This is a genomic window from Streptosporangium sp. NPDC049376, assembly GCF_044466505.1.
In the GTDB taxonomy this organism is placed as follows: Bacteria; Actinomycetota; Actinomycetes; order Streptosporangiales; family Streptosporangiaceae; genus Streptosporangium.
Genome location: NZ_JBITMT010000008.1, coordinates 19552 through 41958 on the forward strand (window position 1 = coordinate 19552; position 22407 = coordinate 41958).

Consider the following 22407-nt stretch of genomic DNA (forward strand, 5'->3'; position numbering starts at 1 on the left):
CGGCGCGCCGTACCCGAGGGGACCGTGCCCCTGTCAGACGGCCCCCGTCAGGCGGCGACGGGCGTGACGGAGGCGATGGGCGAGTAGATCGAGGCGTCGCCGGACAGCACCTCGCTCGGGCGGCCGTCGACGCCCACGGGGACGTCGCCGGCGACGGTGACCCGGTGCAGGCGGCGCGGTTGTGCCCCGAAGTCGTGCACGACCCGGTGCTGGGTCGCCCGGTTGTCCCAGATGGCGACGTCGCCGGGGGACCAGCGCCAGCGGACGGTGTTCTCGACCAGTGTGACCTGCTCCTGGATCAGGCGGATCAGTGAGGCCGACACGTCGTTGGGCAGGCCGATGATCCGTCTGGCGAAGTCACCGAGCAGGATCGAGCGTTCTCCCGTCTCCGGGTGGACGCGGACGACGGGGTGTTCGGTCTCGAAGGAGATGGAGGAGAAGACCTCGGCGTGCCTGCGGGCCTTGTCCGGGTCGTCGGAGGCGTTGACCCGCGCGTAGTCGAACTGGTTGGTGTGTACGGCGCGCAGCCCGTCGATCAGCCTCGCCAGCTCAGAGGGGAGGTTCTCGTAGGCGGCCACCGTGTTGGACCACAGGGTGTCGCCTCCTGAGGGAGGGACGACGACGGCCCGGAGCACCGAGGCCAGTGGCGGACGGTCGACGAACGTGACGTCGGTGTGCCACCGGTCGACCTTCTGCCCGCTGCTGTAGTCCAGGTCGAGGATGGGGAAGTCGTCGTTGAGGGCGGGGACGGTCGGGTGGGCGGTGGTCAGCGGGCCGAGCAGGCGGGCGAAGGCCACCTGGCCGGGTTCGTCGAGGTGTTTCTGACCACGGAAGAAGATCACCTTGTGGCGGAGCAGGGCCGCACGGATCTCCTTGACGACTTCGGCGGGCAGTTCACCACCGAGCCGGACGCCGACTATCTCGGCGCCGATGCGCCCGGCGACGGGGGTGATGACGAGTGACGACATCGTGTCTTCCTTCCAACGAGCCAATGGAACCTTCTCAAGACCGGGTGGAAGGACACAGCGCGCTGGCCACGCGGCAGAGGTCCACGTGACCTCGTGTCGTGAGGTACAGCGGGGAGGTCATGCCCTCACGGTAGGCTTCCTCGCCGATAATTGTCAACTAATACGGTAGGAAATTAGGGTTATTGCGGAGGGTCCCGCCGGGTCCGTCCGGCCCATCGGGGACGGACCCGGCGAAAGCCGTATTCGGATGTCAGCCGACGAGGTCGAGATCCTTGACCCGGGGGTCGCCCTCGTCCGCTGTGTAGTGGGCGGGGCTGGTGAGGTCCCCGCCGTCGGCGAGCCTGGCCGCGCGGGCGGCGAGGGTGCCGATCGCGGCGACGAGCAGGTTGACGGCCAGGGCGAGCAGGCCCGCGTAGACCGTCATCCTGGTGTCCAGGCCCAGGTTGCTCAGCGGGAACGCGGACCCGGCGAAGTGCGCCTTGCCGGTCACCGGGTTGCCGATGCTGTAGAGCATGAGCACCCCACAGGTCATGCCCGCGACCCACCCGGCGACCAGGCCGCCTCGGTGGAACCAGCGGGTGTAGAGGCCGAGCCCCACCGCGGGCAGTGTCTGCAGGATGATGACGCCGCCGACGAGCTGGAGGTCGATGGAGAAGCCCGTGTCCATGAACAGGATGAACAGCACCGCGCCGACCTTGACGAGCAGGGACACGATCTTCGAGACTCTGGCCTCGTCCGCGTCGGTCGCGGCGGGCTTCAGGAACTCCCGGTAGATGTTGCGGGTGAACAGGTTCGCCGCGGCGATCGACATGATGGCCGCCGGGACCAGCGCGCCGATGCCGACCGCCGCGTAGGCGACGCCGGTGAACCAGTCGGGGAACATCTGGTCGAACAGCTGCGGGACGATCGTGTTGCTGTCGGGCCTGCCCGCCGTCACGATCGGCTTCACCCCGGCCGCGATCGCCATGTAGCCGAGCAGCGCGATCACGCCGAGCAACAGGCTGTAGGCGGGCAGCGCGGACATGTTGCGCTTGATCACGTCGCGGTTCTTCGACGCGAGCACGCCGGTGACGCTGTGGGGGTAGAGGAACAGCGCCAGTGCCGAGCCCAGAGCCAGCGTGACGTACTGCAGCTGGTTGCCGCCGTTGAGCAGGATGCCGTCACCCGGCGCGGGCGTGGCGGCGAACTTGGCCTCGGCCGCGTCGAAGATCGCATCCCAGCCCCCGAGCTTCAGCGGGATCACGACGAGGGCTGCCAGGATCACGATGTAGATCAGCGAGTCCTTGACGAAGGCGATCAGGGCCGGGGCGCGCAGCCCCGACTGGTAGGTGTAGGCGGCGAGGATGGCGAAGGCGATGATGATCGGAAGGTGTCCGGTGACGCCCATCGACTTCAGTACGGCCTCGATGCCGACGAGCTGGAGCGCGATGTAGGGCATGGTCGCCACGATGCCGGTGATCGCGATGAGCAGCGCCAGCGTCGGGGAGCCGAAACGGGCCCTGACGAAGTCGGCGGGCGTCACGAACCCGTGTACGTGCGAGACCGACCAGAGTCTGATCAGCACCAGGAACACGATCGGGTAGGTGATGACCGTGTACGGCATCGCGAAGAAGCCCGTGGCGCCCGCCCCCCACAGCAGGGCGGGCACGGCCACGAAGGTGTAGGCGGTGTAGAGGTCGCCGCCGATGAGGAACCAGGTGACCCACGAGCCGAAGCTCCGGCCGCCGAGTCCCCACTCGTCCAGGCTGGCGAGGTCGTCCGGGCGGCGCCAGCGTGAGGCGACGAACCCCATGACGCTGACGGCCAGGAACAGCACGGTGAAGACGATGATCTCGGTGAGGTGGGCGTTCACGGGTCACCGCCTCCGTTTGGTCATCTGGTAGACGGTCGCGGTGCAGGCGACGCCGAGGGCGACGAAGGCGAGCTGCAACCAGTAGAACCGTGGGAAACCCAGAAACCGGGGGTCGAGGGCGTTGTAGAGAAAGGGCAGCAAAGGCACGACGATCGGAATGATCAGCAGCCGGTTCCACGGGCTGCGATCGCCTCTGTCCTTGTCCGGAGTGGCCAATACGGTCTCCTCGGGGCTGGAGAACGGACAACCGAATGGGGGGTTGACTCCTTCGGCTGACCGGAAGCGTAATTACGTGGTTGTTTCATTGCGGTCACGGAGCGCCGAACGGGGTGCTTTACGCGGCGAACGGTAGGTCGATACCCCGGTGACCGGGGCAAATGTGGAGAATTCGCCCTATCGACCGGAGTATCAGCTTCCTTGACAGGATTAGTGGAGGTATGGCGGTCGGCCGCGTCCGGCGAATTCGCAATAGGCTGGTGCCATGCCGAATTTAGGGCCTACGGAACTGGTCATCATCGGTCTGATCCTCATCCTGTTCTTCGGTGGGATCATCACCGCCCTCGTCCTTCTCGTACGGCGCTCCTCCAGGCCCGCGACGTTTCTGCCGCACCCCGCGCAACCCCCTTCCGCGACTCCGCGTCGTGGCGGCGCCGATCTGGCCTCCCGGGTCCACGACCTCAAGACCTCCGGCCGAGCCGAGCAGGCCGTCCTGCTCGTCAGGGGAGAGACCGGTATGACCGAGCCCGACGCGCGGCGCTTCGTCGACGCCGTCGGCTGACCCGACTTCGGCCGCCGCCGGACACGGCGCGAAAACATGACATAAGGTGTCCTGTTTCTTGGGCAGGGTCAGTGGCATGCACACGACACTGCGAGAGAAGGTCGCCCTGGTCGCCGGGGCGACCAGGGGGACGGGCAGGGCCATCGCGACGGCGCTCGGCGAGGCCGGAGCCACGGTCTACTGCACGGGCAGGACGACCCGCGAGCACCGCTCGGAGATGAACCGCCCCGAGACCATCGAGGAGACAGCCGAACTGGTGACGCGGGCCGGTGGCCGGGGCATCGCCGTACAGGTGGACCATCTGGAGTCAGAGCAGGTGCGCGCGCTGGTGGAGCGGATCGACCGTGAGCAGGGCAGGCTCGACCTGCTCGTCAACGACGTCTGGGGCGGCGACCCGCTGGCCGCCTGGGACACCCCGCTCTGGAAGCACTCGCTTGAGGACGGCCTGCGCCTGCTCAGGCTGGCGATCGACACCCACGTCATCACCAGCCACCACGCCCTGCCGTTGCTGACCAGGAACCCCGGCGGCCTGGTCGTCGAGGTGACCGACGGAACCGCCGAGTACAACGCCGTCAACTACCGCGTCTCGTTCTTCTACGACCTGGCCAAGGTCTCGGTCAACCGCCTGGCCTTCTCCCAGGCCCACGAACTGAGGCCGTACGGCTGCGCGGCCGTGTCGCTCACACCGGGCTGGCTGCGCTCGGAGATGATGCTTGAGCACTACGGCGTCACCGAGGAGACCTGGCGTGACGCCCTCGTCAGGGAACCGCACTTCGTGATCTCGGAGTCGCCCGCCTACACCGGGCGCGCGGTCGTCGCCCTGGCCGCCGACCCCGACCGGGTCCGCTGGTCGGGACAGTCCCTCTCCAGCGGGCAGTTGGCCCAGGTCTACGGCTTCACCGACGTGGACGGCAGCAGGCCGGACGCCTGGCGCTACATCGTCGAGGTCCAGGACCAGGACAAGCCCGCGGACGCCACCGGCTACCGCTAGACCTGTCGGTCGTACAGGCCGTGCAGCCGGGCGGCGGCCTCGGCCACGCGGGCGCGCAGGGACGGCGGGTCGAGGACCTCGGCCTCCGGGCCGAACCTGAGGATCTGCGCGTAGGCGACCTCCGGGGACTCGACGGGCAGGTGGAGCGTGACCCACCCCCGCTCGTCGGGCTCCCCGGCGGAGGCGAGCGCCTCGTCGAGGGCCGCAGGGTCGGCGAAGACGGGCAGCGCGCGCAGGCCCTCGGGGCTGAGCCGTACGGTCACCCGCGTCTTGAGCAGGGAACGGGCGAACTCGGCGGCGCGCTCGTTCCAGAAGGCGGCCAGGTCGAAGCCGGGATCGCGGGTGAAACACCGATCGGCGTGGACCTCGACCTCGCTGAGCCGCTCGACCCGGTAGATCACCGAACGGGCCGCGACGTACCAGACCCCGGCCTTGAGCACCAGGCCGTACGGTTCCAGGGTCCGCCGGGCGCCCCGGTAGGCGGCCGTCACCGGATGGTCGCCCCACACGGCCCTGGCCAGCGGCAGCAGGGACTCCGGCGGCGGCCGGTCACGGGCGAACCAGCCGGGGGCGTCCAGGTGGAAGCGCTGCGCCGCGTCCGCCTGGGCGTCCCGCGCGTCCGCGGGCAGCGCGGCCGACGCCTTCAGCCGCGCCACGGCCCCGACCTCGCCCAGGCCCATCTCGCGCAGCGCCTCGGGCACACCGGACAGGAACAGGGCCTGCGCCTGCGCCCGGTCGAGGCCGGTGAGGCGGGTGCGGTACCCGTCGAGCAGGCGGTAACCGCCACCCCTGCCCCGGTCGGCGTAGACCGGGATCCCGGCCTCGGACAGGGCCAGCACGTCCCGGTGGACGGTCCGCTCGGAGACCTCCAGCTCCTCGGACAGTTCGGCGGCGGTCATCCCGCCACGGGCCTGGAGCAACAGCACCAACGACATCAGCCTGGCCGCGCGCACCCTCCGACCCTAGCCCCGCCCCGCTCTCAGCCGGTCACGAGCGGCAGCACGACCGCCGAGGGACGGACGGGGTCGTGGAAGACCTCGTGCAGGCAGGCGACCATCGCGCTGCCGGTACCCAGCGGCTCTCCGGTACCGAGGTTGCGGGCGATGCGGGGGTAGGCGCCGCCCGCGACCTGCAGACGGATGCGGTGACCCCTGCGGAAGCGGTGGCCGACCGGCCACAGGTCGACCAGGACACGGCGTACGCCGTCCACGTCGGGCGGGGGAGAGCCGGGAAGCAGGCGGCGCACGCCGTCGCACACGTCGTAGGAGGTGCCGTCGGGGTGCACGTCGCAGACGCGGACGACCACGTCGGCGTGCTCGGCACTCGTCCTGACGTACAGCTCGGCCCGGACCGGGCCGATCACGTCGGTGTCCTCGCGCAGCTCGGGCCCGGTGTAGACGAGCACGTCACGGCGGGCCTCAAGGCGCCGGTTGTCCCGCGGCTCGGAGTTGCCCAGCAGGACGGGGCCGCCCAGCGCGGGGGTCGGGTGCGCGGGGTCGTAACGGTAGCGGTCCGGCTCGCCGGGGGAGGGGTTGTCCGGGGAGAGAGCCCGGCCGGGCTGCAGGTGCCAGCGTCGTTCCCGCATGCCGGGAACCGGCCAGTCGGGGTAGTCGCGCCACTCGCCCGCGCCCGTGACGTACAGCCTGACCGGCTGCCGGCGCAGGCCGGAGGGATCGCCGAGCAGGTGCGCCCTGAACCAGGCGAGCGCGTCGGCGTTGGCGGCCCTGCCGTGCCGGACGTCGGCGTGGTACCACGGCCCGATCGTCAGCTGGGGGCGTCTGCCCGCGGCCCGCATCGCCGTGTAGTCCTTGATCTGCCACGGCAGGAACACGTCGTACCAGCCGCCGACCATGGTGACGGCGGCCCCGACCTCGCCGACGGAGGCGGAGAAGTCACGTGCCGCCCAGTAGGACCCGGGGTCGGCGTGGTGGGTCAGCAGGTCCTGGAAGAACGGCAGGTCCCGGCCCGCCGACAGCACGTCCATCTCCCCGAGAGGCCGCCCGGACAGCGCCGCCCGCCTGGTCCTGCGCGGCGCGAGGAGGGCGGCGGCACCGCCGAACGGGCCGTCGATCGAGGCGGTCAGCGTGATCCACATCAGCGTGGACTCCAACGCGAACGCCCCGCCCACGTAGGCGGCGTCACGGAACTGGGAGGCGGTCACCGAGGTCGCCATGGCCTTCAGGTCGGGGCCGGCGAACGGGGCGATCGCCCACTGGGCGTAGCCGAGGTAGGAGGGGCCGTGCATCGCGAGGTCGCCGCCGTACCAGAGCTGGGCGCGCAGCCAGGCGAGGGTGGCCAGGCCGTCGTCGTGCTCGTCGCCGAGCGGGTCGAGCAGCCCGCCGGAGCCGAACCCGCCCCGGCAGCTCTGCAGCACGACCTGGAACCCGTGCCGGGCGAACACCCTGCCGTAGGCGAACCCGAACATCCCCCGCCTGCCGTACGGCGAGCGGACCAGGATCGTCGGCGGGCGCACGGCACCGACGGGCGCGTAGCGGTCGGCCAGCAGGACGACCCCGTCGGCCATGGGCACGGGCAGATCGCGCTGGATCGTGACCCGGTGCGCGGACCGCGGCCATGTGATCGTCATGCGGCCTCCTCACCTGGCCTTTTACTCGCCGGTAACGAAACTGCCCTCCTCCCTACTGGTAACAGAAGAAGGGGCGTGACGGCTACCCGGCCGCCACGCCGCAGGGGCGGTCACGTTGCATGATCACAGTTTCCGCCGCTAGTCTTGTGGCATGCGACACCCCGAAACCCAGCAGTGGTGGCGCCGCTTCTAGGCGGCGCGGGTTTCGCATTCGCGAGAGCACACAGACGGCCGCCCCGAGTGAGGCGGCCTTTTCTGTGTCAGCCGCCTCTTTGAGGGCCCAGGAGAACTTAGAGGGACGAGGCAGCAGTGGAGACGAGCGGATATACCACCGCGGGGGGCATAGAGGTCGAGGTCACCGCCTCCGACGTGCCCGAGACGATGCTTGAGGATGTCGTCACGACGCTCGGTGAGCGTCGCGGCGGCGTGCTGTCCTCCGGCATGGAGTACCCCGGCCGCTACAGCCGGTGGCATCTCGCCTACGTCGACCCCTGCCTTGAGATCGTGGCCCGGGGACGCAGGATCTCCGCCCGCGCCCTGAACGCCCGCGGCCGGGTCGTGCTGCCCGCCGTCGCCTCCTGCCTGCTCGCCGCGGGCAAGCCGACCGGTGAGCCGACCGCCGACCACGTCGAGGTGTACGTCGCCGAGTCCGAGGACATCCTCCCCGAGGAGATGCGCAGCCGCCGTCCCACCGTCTTCACCGCGATCCGCGAGGTGGTCGCGGCCTTCGCGGGCCAGGACGAGCACCTGGGGCTCTACGGCGCCTTCGGCTACGACCTGGCCTTCCAGTTCGAGCCGATCAGGCAGGTGCTCACCCGCGCCAAGGACCAGCGTGACCTCGTGCTGCACCTGCCCGACCGGGTGATGGTCATCGACCGTAAGCGGGAGACCAGCAAGGAGTTCCGCTACGAGTTCACCGTGGACGGCGTCTCGACCAGGGGCCTGCCCCGCGAAGGGGAGAGCGTCCCGCTGCCCCCGGTCCCCACCGAGCTGCCCGCGGACCCGGAGCGGGGCACCTACGCCCAGGTCGTCGCCGCGGCCAAGGAGAAGTTCGTCCGCGGCGACCTGTTCGAGGTCGTGCCCGGCCAGGTCTTCCACTCCTCCTGCACCGACCCGGCCGCCTTCTACCGGACGCTGCGCAAGGTCAACCCGGCGCCGTACGAGTTCCTGTTCAACCTCGGTGAGGACGAGCACCTCGTCGGCGCCTCCCCCGAGATGTACGTCAGGGTCAACGGCGACCGCGTCGAGACCTGCCCCATCTCCGGCACCATCGCGCGCGGCAGCACCCCGATCGAGGACGCCGAGGCGATCCGCACCCTCCTGTCCAGCGTGAAGGAGGAGTCGGAGCTGACGATGTGCACCGACGTCGACCGCAACGACAAGTCCCGTATCTGCGTGCCGGGGACCGTCCAGGTCATCGGCAGGCGCCAGATCGAGATGTACTCGCGGCTCATCCACACCGTGGACCACATCGAGGGACGCCTGCGGCCCGGGTTCGACGCGCTGGACGCCTTCCTCACCCACATGTGGGCCGTCACCGTCACCGGCGCCCCCAAGACCTGGGCGATGCAGTTCATCGAGGACCACGAGGCGACCACCAGGCGCTGGTACGGCGGCGCGGTCGGCTACATCGGCTTCGACGGCTCCATGAACACCGGCCTCACCCTGCGCACCGCGCAGATCCGCGGAGGGGTCGCCACCGTCAGGGCCGGAGCCACACTGCTGTTCGACTCCGACCCCGAGGCCGAGGAGCGGGAGACCGAGCTCAAGGCGAGCGCACTGCTCGGCGCCCTGGCGGCGGTCAGCGCGGGACAGGCCGACCAGGCGGTCGAGGAGCGGGCCCCCGCCGTACGGCCCGGCGAGGGCATGAAGGTGCTGCTCGTCGACCACGAGGACTCCTTCGTCAACACGCTGGCCGACTACTTCCGCCAGCAGGGCGCCGAGGTCGTCACGCTCAGGCACGGGTTCCCGGTGCGGATGATCGACGAGATCGCGCCGTCGCTCGTGGTGCTGTCGCCCGGACCCGGCTGGCCCTCCGACTTCGGCCTGAGCGGGCTCATCGAGGCGCTCTACGAGCGGGACCTGCCGGTCTTCGGCGTCTGCCTCGGCCTGCAGGGCATGGTCGAGCAGGCGGGCGGAAGCCTCGACCTGCTGTCCTACCCCGAGCACGGCAAGCGGGGCAGGGTCAGGAGGCTCGGTGAGAGCGCGCTGCTCGACGGCCTGCCCGAGGAGTTCACCGCCGCCCGCTACCACTCGCTGCACGCCAAGCAGCCGGGAGTCGCGGGCTTCACCGCGACCGCCCTCACCCCGGACGGCGCGGTGATGGCGATCGAGGACGTGGCCAGGCGGCGCTTCGCCGTACAGTTCCACCCCGAGTCGATCCTCACCGCGGAGGGCGGCGCCGGGGCGAGGATCATCGCCAACGTGCTGGAACTCTGCAGGGCCTCGCACTGAGGAGACGCCGGATCGCACGGGAGGGCCGTGAGGCGCCGCTCCCGGTGTGAGGCCGGTGTCGGGCCACGGGCGGATCGGTGCCGGTTCGCCTGTGGTCGCCCCGTGGCCGCTTCGTGGCCGGGTTCGGGAAACGCGCGCCGCGTCTGTGGTCTTCTGGGGCCGCCGGTAGGGTTGAGCCGCCCCAATCCCGACGCAGGAGGTCTTCGCCCGTGGACGACAGCAGGCCCCGTTTCCTCGACGACGTCACCGTCGAACTGGTCAAGCACAGCGCCTCGGACTCCGACGTGCTCTGGGCGGCCCGGGTGTCCACCGCGGGGGAGCAGTCCATCGAGGAGATCAACAAGGACCCCGAGCGCTCGAAGGGCCTGATCAACTTCCTGATGCGCGACCGTCACGGCACCCCTTTCGAGCACAACTCCATGACCTTCCTGGTCAGGGCGCCGATCTTCGTCTTCCGTGAGTTCCAGCGCCACAGGGTCGGATGGTGCCTCGCGGGCGACTCCGAGATCACGCTGGTAAGCGAGAAGGGACACATCCGGCGGCGCACGATCGAAGAGCTCTACCGGCTCTGGCATCACGGTGTGCAGGACGCCGTGCCCCGGTCGGGCGGTGGCGTGACCTGGCATCGGAAGGCCGGAAAGTGGAACGCTCAGGTCAAGCGCGCGAACCAGGTGCACTACCTGGGGCTGTACGAGGCGCGGGAAGCCGCTGAGCAAGCGGTGGCGGCTTTCAGGGCGGCGAATCCCACAAGGCGGCTGAGAAGGCTTGAGTCGGTTCGCCGTAACCATGTCCGGTGCTATGACGAGACGACGTTGCTGGCCTCCCGCGCGAAGATCCTCGACGTCATGGAGTCCGGGGTCAAGCAACTGATCCGTCTGACCACCGCGAGCGGGGAGACGCTGAGATGCTCCGTGGACCACGCGGTTCTCACCCCCGACGGATGGCGGAAGGCAGGAGAGCTTGAGGCCGGGGACGCTCTCATGGTCGGGGGAACCGCTCCGAAGCCCTCTGAGGCGCTGATTCCTCCCTCACTGCGCAGAGGAATCGGAGTCTGGACCTCCATGAGGAGGAGCCGGCTCATCAAGGAGTCGGATACGTGCTACCTCTGCTCGGGAGAGTTCGCACGCGATGACCTGGTTCTCGACCATGTGGTCCCCGTTGCGGCCGACCTGCTGAAGGCTCTTGACGAGGGCAACCTCATGCCTGCCTGCCGATCGTGCCACCGCGAGAAGAGCGACGCCGAGCAGGTGCTCGCCAAGCGCGGAGGCAAGGTTTCGGTCGCCAAATCCAGCCTGATCGTCTCCATTGAGGAAGACGGTGAGGAAATGACCTATGACCTGGCGGTCGAGGGGCCCTGGCATAACTTCCTCGCCAACAACGTTGTCGTTCACAATTCCTATAACGAGGAGAGCGGGAGATATCGGGAGCTCCAGCCTGACTTCTACGTTCCCGGTCCCGAGCGCAGGCTGGTGCAGGAGGGGCGCCCCGGCAAGTACGTCTTCGTCGAGGGCACCGAGGAGCAGCACAAGATCGCCACAGAGGCGATGGAGACGGCCTACCGGCGGTCCTACGAGGCCTACCAGGAGATGCTGGAGGCCGGGATCGCCCGCGAGGTGGCCAGGGCCGTGCTGCCGGTCGGCCTGTTCTCCTCGATGTACGCCACGTGCAACGCCCGCTCGCTGATGCACTTCCTGTCGCTGCGCACCAAGAGTGAGCAGGCCAAGGTGCCGTCGTTCCCGCAGCGGGAGATCGAGATGGTCGCCGAGCGGATGGAGGCGGCCTGGGCGGGGCTGATGCCCCTGACCCACGCCGCCTTCGTGACCAACGGCCGGGTCGCCCCGTAGGGGCCTGCCGGGTCTCAGTGCGTGGAGGCCCGGTAGAGGTAGAACCCGAAGGACCAGTAGCCGCTGTTGTCCCCGGGGTTGGGGTCGTTGACGCCGAACAGCAGCCGGACGGGCGGTCCCGACCAGACCGTGCAGCCGCCGAACGCGGTCGCCTGGTGGATCGGCCCCACCCAGCCGCCGGGGTCGTTGTTGAACCGCAGGATCGCCGAGTACTCCAGCGACCCCGGGTACGGCCAGCCGGTGCTCGGCGCCGGGACGCCGTTGCCGTCCGGCGGGTAGCTCGGCCCCCAGGGCCAGCTGTCGAACTTGACCTTGTAGTAGCTGGACGACAGCAGGAGGAAGACGTCGCCGTCCTGGAGGAGGTTGGGCGGGTTGCTTCCCTGGGGGATGCCCCCGCCGCCGTTGCCGTAGACCCTGAAGTCGCCGATGCTGAAGTCGGCCGACTCGCTGCGCCGGCAGGCGGCCAGGGCGCCCGCGGTGTCGGCGTGCGCGACCTGTGGTGCGGCGGGTACGGCGGCCAGGGGGACGAGCGCCAGCGCGGCGGAGGCCAGCGCCCTGCCGACGCGGGATCCGCGGGGCCGGGTGCCGGTGTGACGTGACGATCCGGACGGGGACATGGCGAGCCTTTCGAGGACGACGAGGACGGGACGCCCGGCCGGGGGCGTGCCCGGAGGCCCGCCAGAGGCGGCCGGTCGTGTCCTGAGGATCCGGCCGGGTCCGTCCCCGGGAGAAGGGGGAGGCCATATGTCCGTACAAGGCCGTACAGCCTCCCGGTCGCGTTCATCCCCGGCGTTTCTCCAGGAGGGTGCCACGGCGCAGGGTGACGGACATCAGGTCGCTGGGGCCGTCGAGTTCCAGGCGGTGCCAGCGGCCACGCGGGACGACGAAGGCGGTTCCCGCGGTGAGCGTGACCGCCGTCTCGCGCTGTTCCCGGTCCTGCGGCCGCAGGTAGAGCCGGGCGCCGCCGCTCAGCACGCACACCGCCTCGTCGGCGGCCGGGTGCATCTCCCAGTGGTCGGCGTGGACGTCCTCGTCGGTCTCGACGTGGAAGGCGGCGACGGTCCAGCCGCCGGAGTCGCCGGTCATCCGCCGTGGTCCGGGCAGGACCGTCCCGTCGTCGTCGAGGTGGATGCCGAGGGAGAACATGTCGATGGGCGTGGTGTTCACGGTGAGGTCGCCTTTCTGTGGTTATTCGTGGGTTGCGGCTGTGGCCACGGCCTCCGGCGGAGCCATGGCCCGCAGGGGGTTCGTGGCCTCCGGAGGGGCCTCCAGAGGGGCCTCCGGAGGGGTCTCGGGGGCGGGCCTGACCGTACGGCCGCGCCTGGGCAGCACCGTCACGGCGACGGCGACCGCGGCGGCCAGCAGGACGCCGGAGACGGCCAGGCCGAGGGAGTAGCCCGAGGTGACGGCGGCGGGGGTGGTGCCCGCTCCGGTACGGCTCGCCGCGACGGTGGTCAGGGCGGCCAGGCCCACGGAGCCGCCGAGCTGTCTTGAGCTGTTGAGCAGTCCGGAGGCCATGCCCGCCTCGTGTGGCGCGACGCCCGCCGTTCCCGCGGCGGCCAGCGGGGCGAAGCACATGCCCAGGCCGACGCTGGTGACCAGCGAGGGGCCGAGGACGTCCACGGCGAAGTTTCCCGAGGGGTCGATCAGGCTGAACCAGCCGAAGCCGATCGCGGCGAGCACGCCACCGGGGATCAGCAGGGCGCGGGGAGCGTGCCGGGCGGAGACCCCGGTGGCGATGACGGTTCCCACCACCGTGCCGAAGGTGAAGGGCAGGAACGCCAGGCCGGTCGCGGTCGCGCTCATGCGCAGCACGCCCTGCATGTAGAGGGAGACGAAGTAGAAGGCGGCGAACATGCCCGCGCCCGCCAGGAAGATGAACAGGTTGGCCCCGGCGATCGAACGGTTCCGCAGCAGGCCGAGCCGGATCATCGGGGTTCTCGGGCCCCTGGACCGTGCGGTCTCGACCAGGACGAACACGGCCAGCAGCGCGACGGCCGCCGCGAGCGTGCCCAGCGTGACCGCCGAGGTCCAGCCCTCCTCGCTCGCGCGGACGACGCCGAGGACCAGCAGGGTCACCCCGCAGGTGCCGAGGAACGCGCCGAGCAGGTCGGGACGCTCCCCCTGGGCCCGGCGCCGGTCGGCGGGGACGGACGTCACGGTGAGCGCCAGCGCGGCCACCACGACGGGCACGTTGACCAGCATCACCCAGCGCCATCCCACGTGGTCGGTCAGCAGGCCTCCGGCGAGCACTCCCGTGGCTCCGCCGGCGGCGTTGACCGCGCTCCACACCCCCAGCGCCCTGGTACGGCCCGGGCCTTCGGGGAAGGTCGTGGTCAGTGTCGCCAGTGCGGCGGGGACCAGTGCCGCGGCGGCCAGGCCCTGGACCGCGCGGGCGGCCACCAGCAGGTCCGCCGACTGGGCCAGTCCTCCGGCCAGGGAGGACAGGCCGAACAGGCCGAGGCCCGCGCAGAGGAGTCCGCGTCTGCCGTACAGGTCGGACATCCTGCCGCCGAGCAGCAGCAGGCCGCCGAAGGCCAGCGTGTAGGCGTGGACGACCCACTGCAGCCGGGCGGCGCCGAAGCCCAGGTCGGCGCGGATCGCGGGCAGCGCGACATTGACGATCGAGATGTCGAGGGCCGCCATGAACTGCGCGGCGGCCACCGCCGTCAGTATCAGCCCGGGGTGGCCGATGCCTTTTTTATACATGTATAAAAACTAGCCCGGCCGGGACGCGGGCGTCAACGTCACGGGTGGGCCATCATGGATCCCATGTCACAGTCGGTTCCGCAACGCCCGCGGGTGGGCAGGCCACCACGGATCTCCCGGGAGGAGGTCCTGGCCGCCGCCCGCAGGATCGTCGAGGAGGGCGGCGTGGGAAGCCTGACGATGCGGCGGCTGGCCGCGGAGGTCGGCAGCACGCCGATGGCGCTCTACCACCACGTCAAGGACAAGGAGGAGCTGCTGCTGCTGCTCCTGGACGACTACGCCGCGGGACTGGCGCGCCCGGCACTGCCGGAGGAGCCCAGGGAACGGCTGGTCACCGCCGCGCTGGCGATGCACGACGCGCTCGCCGGATGCCCGTGGGTCGTCGAGGTCCTCGTCGCCGACGACCTGATGTCCGACGCCGGGCTCTGGTACGCGGAGCACATCGTCGAGGCGGCCGTGGCCTGCGGTCTCACCCCGGAACAGGCCGTTCACGCCTACCGGTCCGTCTGGTACTACACCGCAGGGGAGATCATCATCAGGGCGGCGGGGAGCAGGCGCGCCGCCGAGGACCGGCCGACCCACCGCGAACGGGTCTTCGCCGACCTGGACCGGGAGGCGCTGCCCAGACTGGCGTCGATCGGCGGCCGGTGGACCGCGCTCACCGCGGAGGACACCTACCGCCAGGGGCTCGAAGCCCTCGTCGGGGGACTGCTCCCACGCGCGTAGGCCGCCGGGGGCCGCGTACTCGGGCTGGGTGCCGGGACGATCCTCAGCCGCCTCGGCCGCGGCTCGTCGGCGGGGCGCCGCACCTGGCCGCCAGGCGTTCCTCCAGACGGGCGTGCCGGAACTGGTACACCGCGCCCACCTGGCGCAACACCCCCCGCCGGTGCGCGTCGTCGAGGAAGCGCATGAGGTGGAGCGGGATGTGCCCCCGGGCGGCCAGCCAGAGCCGGACGACGGTGAAGGCGCCCCACGCGCGGGCGAGGCCGACCGTGAGTCCCCCCGCGAGGCCGAACAGCGCGCCCACCGTCAGGGCGTTGGCGAGGCTGGGCGCGCGGGAGAAGATCAGTCCGCCGACCACGGTTCCGGCGAGCCCGTACGCCGCACCGCCGAGGTTGCCCAGCAGGAAACGGCCCAGCAGTCCCGACGCCAGGCCTGCGGCGCAGGCGAGTCCGAGGTCGAAGGTTCCCCCCAGGATGGGGACGAACCGGATCTCGCGCGTGAAGGCGAAGGCCACGGTGTAGAACAGCCCCAGCGACGCCATGAAGGACAGGGTGAACGCCCAGGTGGCGATGCGGTCGTTGCGCAGCACGAGGGGCGGGCTGGAAACGCGGTTGACGTCGACCGGGGTGGCCAGCCAGACGTGCAGGCCGACGCCGAGACCGAAGACGGTGGCGAGCAGGCCGATCATCTCCGCGGACAACGACCAGCCGAGGCCGAGGCTGACCCCGATCACCACTCCGATCCCGAAGCGCCCCAGGAATCTCGTCGCGGTGCTGCGAAAGTGCAGCTCCACCCGCAGCGGCCCCGGACGCCGCCCCAGCGTGTGGACGCCGCAGCCCGCCGCCGCGAAGAACAGCCCGTAGACCAGTCCGATCAGCGGGCCGCCCGCGAGCCACCCGGTGATCCAGAACAGCAGGGCGGCGGGCATGCCGAGCAGCAGGCCGCCGACGGGCCTCGGCACGGCGCGGTCGAGCCGCCACCAGGCGAGGTCGTGGGTGCGGGTCCGGTTCAGGTGCCGGGCGAGGAAGGCCAGCCACCGTTCGGCGTGGTCGACGTCGTAGGCACGCGCGGGCACGGGCCGCTCGTGCCGCAGGGGCGGCTCCGGCCAGGACGCGTAGACGGCCGGCAGGTAGGCGTCCAGCAGATGCCCCTCTATCGCGGCCCGATCGCCGAACCGGGCCGGGTCGCACAGCTCGGCGGGCACGGTCGACGGGTGGGCGTAGGCCGTACGGGCGAGATCGATCATCAGGGGGGTGCGCAGTGACTGGGCGAGCGCGCCGCCCGGGTGCCGCCGCAGGTGGTCGATCACGGGCTGCCAGCGCTCCTCGCCCACCCGCCTGCGCGCGGTGAGGAAGTCGACGGCGTCTTCGAGGGCGACGGGCTCGATCTCCACGACCGCCGCGCGCGCGAGGATCGCGCCCGCCTGGTCCGCCGCCAGCTCGTACTCCTCGCTACGGCAGGTCACCACCAGGGGCCGGTCACCCGCCACGGCCCTGTCGAGGGCGTCGATGGCCGCCGCGCGCAGGCCGGGCGGTATCTCGTCGAGGCCGTCGAGCACGGGCAGGACCCGGTTCTCGACCACCAGCCGCGTCGCCGCGTCCCGTCCGTAGACGGCGGTGTTCGCCAGCCCGGGGTACTCCTGGACAAGCATGCGGGCGAGCCAGCGGTGTATGTGCTCCCGGTGCGGGTTCCACGAGGCCAGCGAGAACAGCACCGGCACCGGCTCGCCGGGCCGGTGGTCCGCGAGCAGACCGAGGGTGAACAGGATCGCCAGCACCGACTTGCCCGCGCCGGGACCGCCCAGCACCACCAGTTGGCGCGTGGGCACCTGCCGGAACCTGGCGAGCAGGTCGGTGAGGCCACCGCTCGGCATCGGCCGGTCCGGGTCCTCGGCCGATCGGCCGTACGGCGGTGCGGCGGCCACCGCCGCCACCTGACGCCTGGTCTCCGACCATCTCAGCGGCACCGGTTCCGGCCGGTTCAGCGAGCGCACCTCGGCCTCGGCCGTCCACTGCCGGGTGATCACCATGACCAGCTCCTGCACCGCCCGGTCGAGACGGGGCGGCTCCGGGGCGGCGGGCCCCGGTCGCGGAGCCGGCGCGGATCCCGGCTCCCGCACGGCGGATACGGGCGGGGAGAGGTCCACCTCGCCGCGCAGGACACGTTCGTACAGCTCACGGACCTCGGCCCCGGGGTCGACGCCGAGTTCCTCGGCGAGCCTTTCCCGCAGCCGGTGGAACACCTCTATCGCCTCGGCCTGCCTGCCGCAGCGGGTCAACGCGAGCATCAGTTGCGCGTGCGGTCTTTCCCGCAGCGGGTGCTCGGTGACGAGCTCCACCAGCTCGTCCGCGACCTCGCGGTGCTCACCCAGCGCCAGTTGCCAGTCCACGCACTGTTCGAGCGCGTCGAGCCGCTGCTCGTCGAGCCGCCTGGCGCGGGCGGTCAGCGCGGCGGTGCCCAGGCCGTCGAGCGCGGGGCCGCGCCACAGCCGCAGCGCCGAGCGCATCTCCAGTACGGCCTCCGCCGGCTCGCCGGCCGCCGCGAGCACACGCGCGGTGGCGATCCGGCGGGTGAAGCAGAGCAGGTCCAGTTGGTCCTCGGTCACGGCCACGCGGTATCCCCGGCCGTCGGTGGCGATGACCTGGCATTCGGTGTCCCCGAGACGCCCCCGCAACGCCGAGACACAGTTCTGGATCTGCTTGGTCGCCGTCGCGGGCGGCTCGTCGTCCCAGGTCGCCTCGACCAGCTTCGACACCGGTACCACGGCGCCGGGCGTCAGCAGCAGCATCGCGAGCACCCGCTGGTGCCGGGTGCTGGGCAGGGTCACCCTGTTCTGGCCGTCCCAGACTTCCAATGTCCCGAGTACGAGAAATTTCATCTCAATGATTTCCCCCCAAAACCGATGCTATCTGGCCAATTAGCGGCCGGGAGTGATTTCGAAGGACGCCGTGATGACGCCGTGAGGACGGTCTCCGCCACGGTGGGAGTCGTCCGGTTCGCACGCCGGACGATGGAAAGAGGCGAGAAGTCGTGGATCGCGAAAGGAGAACGCCCGTGGCCTGAATCTCGCGGCGAGAACCGCTCACGGTGACCGTGACATCGGCGGTGGTCCGGCCAAGGACGGACGCCACCGCCGGCGCTCCGCGCGGAAGATCCCTTCACCGGATCGTCCTCTCCTCCCCTCGGGTGAAGTTCGACGGGGGACCACCGAACTGTCCTTACGGGGATCGAGGGCGCCTCACCGCACGACGGAGCGCTGCGTTGGAACTCCCTGCTTTCTTCGTTTTCGGGCAGCCGGAAAATCCGGAACTGCCGGAGGCGTTCGGTTTATACGGCCCCGGGGGCGGTCGCGGATATTTCGAATCGCCGAACAAGCCAAGAAAGCGTGGCAACGACGGTTTTCCCGTCATTCCACCACAACAGGTACGAATCTCTTCAGGAGGACTCATGAGCAAACTGAGCGCGTCCGCGCTGGCACTGTTCGCCGCGGCAGGGCTGAGCCTGGCGGCCGTTCCGGCGGCGCAGGCCCAGTCCGCCGCCCAGCCGGCAGGCGTGACCGCGCAGGTGCTGGGCAACGCGCCCTCCTGCGTCACCGTCTGGCAGAAGACAGGCAGGATCACCAAGACCGGCTACGCCCGCAACGACTGCAGAGGCCGCACCCTCAACCTCAAGATCGTGTGGGCGCACGGCGCGGACGGCTCCTGCCAGACCGTGAGGCCGGGCGGGACCATCAGCAGCAAGGTCGCGCGGGGCGGCCGCACATTCGACGGCGCGAACATCTGCTGAACCGAAGGCGCGGGGCCCCTCCGGAACCACTCCGGAGAAAGGCGGTGAGATCCCGCCCGGTCGTCCCGGCCGGGCGGGATCTCCAGGGAGGCCGCCGGACGAGGGACGTGGTGACACGAGGACGGGGGCCGGTCATGGCCCGCCACGGTGGCGGGCCATGACCCACGGCGTCCTCCTCCGGCAGGAGGGTCAGTGGTCGATGACGTGGAAGGCCGGGGAGGTCGTGGTGAGGCGGGTGGCGCCCTGGGGGGCGCAGACCGCGATGTCGGCCACCCTCGCGCCGAACAGCTCCGGCAGGTAGATCGACGGCTCCAGGCACACCGTCATGCCGGAGGTCAGTACGGTCTCGTCGCCGGGGACGAGCCAGGGGGCCTCGTCGGGGCCGAGGCCGATGCCTCGTCCTGGGCGTGGCCCGGCGTAGTTGCCGTAGCCGCTGCCCTCGATCACCTCCCGCGCGATCCGCCCGACCTCCGCCGCCGTCACGCCGGGCCGCAGCGCGTCCAGGGCGGCGTGTTGCGCGGCGAGGACGACCGAGTACATCGCCTCGAAGTCCTCCGGCGGCTCGGCGACCGCGAACACGCGGGCCACCTCGGAGCAGTAGCCGCCCCACCTGCCGCAGACCGAGACCAGCAGCGCGTCGCCCGGGTTGATCACCCGGTCGCACGGCACGTGCCGGGGCAGGGCGGTGTGCTCACCGGCGGCGACGAGCACCGACAGCACCTCCTCGCACCCCGTCTCGACCATCATGGCCCACAGCCTGCGCGCCATCGCTCGCTCGGTGGTGCCGAACCACGCCAGCTCGCGGGCCATGAGCAGGACGGCGTCCGCCGCCGAGGCCGCGCGTTCCGTCGCCGCGACCTCGGCGGGACCTCTGCGCGACCTGAGCGGGGCCAGCACGGCCGAGGCCAGCACGACCTCGGCCTCGACGCGCAGGGAGAACAGCTCCCACGCGCGCATCTCCGGGTCCACGCCGACGCGGCGCGCCGAGGGCGGGATGAGCGCCGCGGCCTCCAGCGGCTCCGCCGCGGCGGTGGGCGGACGGTCATGGGTCAGGACGAGGTATCCGTCGCCCTGGCCGCCCAGATAGCGGAAGTCGGGGGAGGGGCGCAGCACCAGGGCGTCGATCCCCTCCTCGGCCATCCTGAGCCGCACCTCGTCGATCATGCGGCGGTCACGCGGGCTCGTGCAGCCAGCAGGCGACCGGTCCGAAGGCCGGTTCGCGCTCCCGGCACACGTCCATCGCCACCGGGCAGCGCGGATGGAAGCGGCACCCCGGCGGCGGGGCGGCCGGGTCGGGCACGTCACCGGGCAGCTCCGCGGGCAGCGTGCCCGCGCCGTCGGGGGCGGGGATGGCGCTCAGCAGGGCCCGGGTGTAGGGGTGGCGGGGGTCGTTCCACACCTCCTCGGTACGGCCCACCTCCACGATCTTCCCGAGGTACATCACCGCGATCCGGTCGGCGATCAGCCGTACCACCGACAGGTCGTGACTGATGAACAGCAGGCCCGCGCCCGAGGAGACCGCGAGGTCGCGCATCAGCCTGGCCACCTGCGCCTGCGCCGAGGCGTCGAGGGCGGAGATGGGCTCGTCGCCGATCAGCAGGGACGGCCTGGCGGCCAGGGCCCTGGCGATCGCGATCCGCTGCCGCTGCCCGCCGGAGAACTCGTGCGGGTGCCGCCCGGCGAAGTCGCGGGGCAGCCCGACCCGTTCGAGCATGTCGGCGGGGGAGGAGGCGGTGTCGCGCCCGGTGCGCAGGCCGTCGGCGATCTGGGCGCCGACCCGGCGCCGGGGGTTCAGCGACGAGTAGGGGTCCTGGAAGACCATCTGGACGCCGGACAGCGCCGGGTTCCTGCGGCGCAGTCCCAGCGGGGTCACCCGGTGGCCGTCGAAGGTGATCGACCCCGAGGTCACGGGGTTGAGCCCGCACACCGCGCGGGCCAGTGTCGACTTGCCGCAGCCGGACTCCCCGACCAGGCCGACGACCTCGCCCGCCGCGACGCTCAGGCTCGCCCCGGCCACGGCACGGACCAGGGGACGGCCGGGGGTGCGGTGTTCGACAACCAGGTCGTCCACGGTCAGCAGCGTCGTGCTCTCCGTCATGCCTTCTCCCCGGGCAGCGAGTCCAGCAGGGCACGGGTGTAGGGGTGCTCGGGATCGCGAAGCACCCGCCCGCGCGGGCCCGTCTCGACGACCAGGCCCTCCTTCATCACACTCACCTCGTCGGCGACCGCCGACATCACGCCGAGGTCGTGGGTGACGAGCAGTACGGCCAGCCCCAGGTCGTCGCAGAGGCCGCGCAGCAGCCGCAGCACCCCGGCCTGGACCGTCACGTCGAGGGCGGTCGTCGGTTCGTCGGCGATGAGCACCTTGGGCGAGCAGGCCAGCGCGATGGCGATCGCGATGCGCTGGCGCATGCCGCCGGAGAACTGGTGCGGGTAGCGGTCGATCGCCGACTCCGGGCCGGGGATGCGCACCTGCCCGAGCAGTTCGATCGCCCTGGCCCTGGCCTGCTTCCTGTCCAGGCGCAGGTGGTGACGCATGTGCTCGGTGAGCTGGCGGCCGATCGACAGCATCGGGTGCATGCTCGTCGCCGGGTCCTGGAAGACCATGGCGACCTCGCCGCCGCGTACCGTGTTGAGCTCCTTGGCCGACATGCCCAGCAGGTCGCGCTCGCCGAGGGCGATCCGGCCGGTGGCCCTGGCGCCGTGCGGGAGCAGGCCGAGCACGGCCAGGCCGGTCATCGTCTTGCCCGAGCCGCTCTCGCCCGCCAGGCCGTGCACACGCCCCGGCTGCAGGTCGAGGTCGACGCCCCGCAGGATCTCCCGGTCGCCGACGGCGACCTTCAGACCGGAGATGGTGAGGGTCATAGCGCACGCTCCTTGATGGCGCGGGCCGTACGGGGGTCCAGGGCGTCGCGCAGCGTGTCGCCGAGGAAGTTGAAGGCCAGGACGACGGTCAGGATGGCCAGGCCCGGGAAGGTCGCCACCCACCAGCTGTCGAAGACCTCCACGCCGGAGGCGACCATGGCGCCCCACTCGGGGGAGGGCGGCTTGGCGCCGAGCCCGAGGAAGGACAGGCCGCTCAGCAGCAGCAGCGCGGTGCCGATGTCGAGGGTCGCGAGGACCAGGATCGGGCCGGTGATGTTCGGCAGCACGTCGACGCGCAGGGAGCGCCAGGCGGAGAAGCCCAGCAGCCGCCCGCTGATCACGAACTCCCGCCCGCGCACGCCGAGCACCAGTCCGCGGGTCACCCTGGCGTAGGAGGGCCAGGCGACGACGAGTACGGCGAGCACGGCGTTGGCCAGGCTCGCGCCGAGCGCGGCGGCGACGACCATGGCCAGGATGACGGTGGGGAAGGCGAAGACGAGGTCGGCGAACCGCATGATCGTCTCATCAGCCCATTTACCGAAATATCCGGCGCAGGCGCCGAGCAGGCCACCGACCAGCACCGAGAGCGTGACCAGCAGCAGCGTCAGCGGGATCGACAGGCGCGCGCCGTACATGACCCTGCTCAGGATGTCGCGGCCGAGCTGGTCGGTGCCGAACCAGTGCCCGGGGCCGGGCGGGGCCAGCCTGGGCAGGTCCTGAGCGAGCGGGTCGTGCGGCGCCAGCAGCGGGGCGGCCACCGTGATCACGATCCAGGCGAGCGCCACAACCCCGCCGACGATCGCCAGCGGCTGCCGCCAGGCTTGGGGGAGTTTCACCGTGCTCCTACAGC

Annotated in this window: 20 protein-coding genes; 6 read left to right on the forward strand and 14 right to left on the reverse strand. The window is 71.1% G+C overall.

Features of this window, described 5'->3' with window-relative positions; translation table 11 throughout:
• Window positions 1-47: 47 nt before the first annotated feature.
• From ACIBVQ_RS21085 to ACIBVQ_RS21100, 4 genes are all read right to left on the reverse strand, one after another.
• Complete coding sequence (locus ACIBVQ_RS21085; protein ID WP_352011749.1) at window positions 48-968, reverse strand: TauD/TfdA family dioxygenase; 921 nt, start codon at window positions 966-968, stop codon at window positions 48-50.
• A 34-nt stretch (window positions 969-1002) separates the two neighbouring features.
• Window positions 1003-1089: a putative leader peptide gene (locus ACIBVQ_RS21090; RefSeq protein ID WP_352012079.1), complete on the reverse strand. Its 87-nt coding sequence runs from the start codon at window positions 1087-1089 to the stop codon at window positions 1003-1005.
• 129 nt (window positions 1090-1218) lie between these two features.
• Complete coding sequence (gene mctP, locus ACIBVQ_RS21095) at window positions 1219-2820, reverse strand: monocarboxylate uptake permease MctP (RefSeq protein ID WP_362914805.1); 1602 nt, start codon at window positions 2818-2820, stop codon at window positions 1219-1221.
• Window positions 2821-2823: 3 nt separating this feature from the next.
• Entirely contained in the window at window positions 2824-3036 is a 213-nt protein-coding gene (locus tag ACIBVQ_RS21100) for a DUF3311 domain-containing protein (RefSeq protein WP_352011751.1), read from the reverse strand.
• A gap of 265 nt (window positions 3037-3301) precedes the next feature.
• On the opposite strand from ACIBVQ_RS21100, the gene ACIBVQ_RS21105 reads away from it, so the two are divergent.
• Together ACIBVQ_RS21105 and ACIBVQ_RS21110 are read left to right on the forward strand one after the other, a co-directional pair.
• Complete coding sequence (locus tag ACIBVQ_RS21105; RefSeq protein ID WP_362914803.1) at window positions 3302-3598, forward strand: hypothetical protein; 297 nt, start codon at window positions 3302-3304, stop codon at window positions 3596-3598.
• A 76-nt stretch (window positions 3599-3674) separates the two neighbouring features.
• A complete protein-coding gene (locus ACIBVQ_RS21110; RefSeq protein ID WP_352011753.1) occupies window positions 3675-4589 on the forward strand; it encodes an SDR family oxidoreductase in 915 nt (304 codons plus the stop codon).
• On the opposite strand, the gene ACIBVQ_RS21115 is transcribed toward ACIBVQ_RS21110, so the two are convergent.
• Together ACIBVQ_RS21115 and ACIBVQ_RS21120 are read right to left on the reverse strand one after the other, a co-directional pair.
• Window positions 4586-5542, reverse strand: a complete 957-nt coding sequence (locus ACIBVQ_RS21115) for a helix-turn-helix transcriptional regulator (protein WP_399179319.1) — start codon at window positions 5540-5542, stop codon at window positions 4586-4588. The genes ACIBVQ_RS21110 and ACIBVQ_RS21115 overlap by 4 nt on opposite strands.
• Window positions 5543-5568: 26 nt before the next feature.
• Window positions 5569-7176 (reverse strand): CocE/NonD family hydrolase, encoded by a 1608-nt coding sequence (locus ACIBVQ_RS21120; protein WP_399179321.1) that lies wholly within the window; start codon window positions 7174-7176, stop codon window positions 5569-5571.
• Window positions 7177-7485: 309 nt separating this feature from the next.
• Here ACIBVQ_RS21120 and ACIBVQ_RS21125 point away from each other — a divergent pair, with 309 nt between their 5' ends.
• Both ACIBVQ_RS21125 and thyX read left to right on the forward strand, forming a co-directional pair.
• Complete coding sequence (locus ACIBVQ_RS21125; RefSeq protein ID WP_399179323.1) at window positions 7486-9630, forward strand: anthranilate synthase component I; 2145 nt, start codon at window positions 7486-7488, stop codon at window positions 9628-9630.
• 209 nt (window positions 9631-9839) lie between these two features.
• The gene (gene thyX / locus ACIBVQ_RS21130) at window positions 9840-11474 is read left to right on the forward strand and encodes an FAD-dependent thymidylate synthase (protein WP_399179325.1); all 1635 of its coding nucleotides are present in this window, start codon (window positions 9840-9842) and stop codon (window positions 11472-11474) included.
• Window positions 11475-11488: 14 nt separating this feature from the next.
• On the opposite strand, the gene ACIBVQ_RS21135 is transcribed toward thyX, so the two are convergent.
• The 3 genes from ACIBVQ_RS21135 to ACIBVQ_RS21145 all read right to left on the reverse strand — a co-directional run bounded on the left by ACIBVQ_RS21135 (window position 11489) and on the right by ACIBVQ_RS21145 (window position 14183).
• Window positions 11489-12091: a hypothetical protein gene (locus ACIBVQ_RS21135; RefSeq protein ID WP_399179327.1), complete on the reverse strand. Its 603-nt coding sequence runs from the start codon at window positions 12089-12091 to the stop codon at window positions 11489-11491.
• 163 nt (window positions 12092-12254) lie between these two features.
• The gene (locus ACIBVQ_RS21140) at window positions 12255-12641 is read right to left on the reverse strand and encodes a cupin domain-containing protein (RefSeq protein ID WP_362914791.1); all 387 of its coding nucleotides are present in this window, start codon (window positions 12639-12641) and stop codon (window positions 12255-12257) included.
• Between the two features lie 21 nt (window positions 12642-12662).
• A complete protein-coding gene (locus ACIBVQ_RS21145; protein ID WP_399179330.1) occupies window positions 12663-14183 on the reverse strand; it encodes an MFS transporter in 1521 nt (506 codons plus the stop codon).
• 63 nt (window positions 14184-14246) lie between these two features.
• Between ACIBVQ_RS21145 and ACIBVQ_RS21150 the strand changes: the two genes are divergently transcribed.
• The gene (locus ACIBVQ_RS21150; protein ID WP_399179331.1) at window positions 14247-14909 is read left to right on the forward strand and encodes a TetR/AcrR family transcriptional regulator; all 663 of its coding nucleotides are present in this window, start codon (window positions 14247-14249) and stop codon (window positions 14907-14909) included.
• 43 nt (window positions 14910-14952) lie between these two features.
• Here ACIBVQ_RS21150 and ACIBVQ_RS21155 read toward each other — a convergent pair whose 3' ends face one another.
• Window positions 14953-17784 carry a BTAD domain-containing putative transcriptional regulator gene (locus ACIBVQ_RS21155; protein ID WP_399179333.1) on the reverse strand — a complete coding sequence of 944 codons (2832 nt, stop codon included), beginning with the start codon at window positions 17782-17784 and terminating at the stop codon, window positions 14953-14955.
• Window positions 17785-18353: 569 nt separating this feature from the next.
• Here ACIBVQ_RS21155 and ACIBVQ_RS21160 point away from each other — a divergent pair.
• A complete protein-coding gene (locus ACIBVQ_RS21160) occupies window positions 18354-18692 on the forward strand; it encodes a hypothetical protein (protein WP_352011763.1) in 339 nt (112 codons plus the stop codon).
• Between the two features lie 189 nt (window positions 18693-18881).
• On the opposite strand, the gene ACIBVQ_RS21165 is transcribed toward ACIBVQ_RS21160, so the two are convergent.
• From ACIBVQ_RS21165 to ACIBVQ_RS21180, 4 genes are read right to left on the reverse strand one after another with little or no spacing between them, the layout of a single operon-like run.
• On the reverse strand, window positions 18882-19856 hold the full coding sequence (locus tag ACIBVQ_RS21165; protein WP_352011764.1) for a M24 family metallopeptidase: 975 nt from the start codon (window positions 19854-19856) through the stop codon (window positions 18882-18884).
• A 7-nt stretch (window positions 19857-19863) separates the two neighbouring features.
• Window positions 19864-20790: an ABC transporter ATP-binding protein gene (locus ACIBVQ_RS21170; protein ID WP_362914783.1), complete on the reverse strand. Its 927-nt coding sequence runs from the start codon at window positions 20788-20790 to the stop codon at window positions 19864-19866.
• Window positions 20787-21557, reverse strand: coding sequence for an ABC transporter ATP-binding protein (locus ACIBVQ_RS21175; RefSeq protein ID WP_352011766.1), 771 nt, complete (start codon window positions 21555-21557; stop codon window positions 20787-20789). Before ACIBVQ_RS21175 ends, ACIBVQ_RS21170 begins: the two co-directional genes overlap by 4 nt.
• Complete coding sequence (locus ACIBVQ_RS21180; protein WP_352011767.1) at window positions 21554-22393, reverse strand: ABC transporter permease; 840 nt, start codon at window positions 22391-22393, stop codon at window positions 21554-21556. Before ACIBVQ_RS21180 ends, ACIBVQ_RS21175 begins: the two co-directional genes overlap by 4 nt.
• Window positions 22394-22407 lie beyond the last annotated feature (14 nt).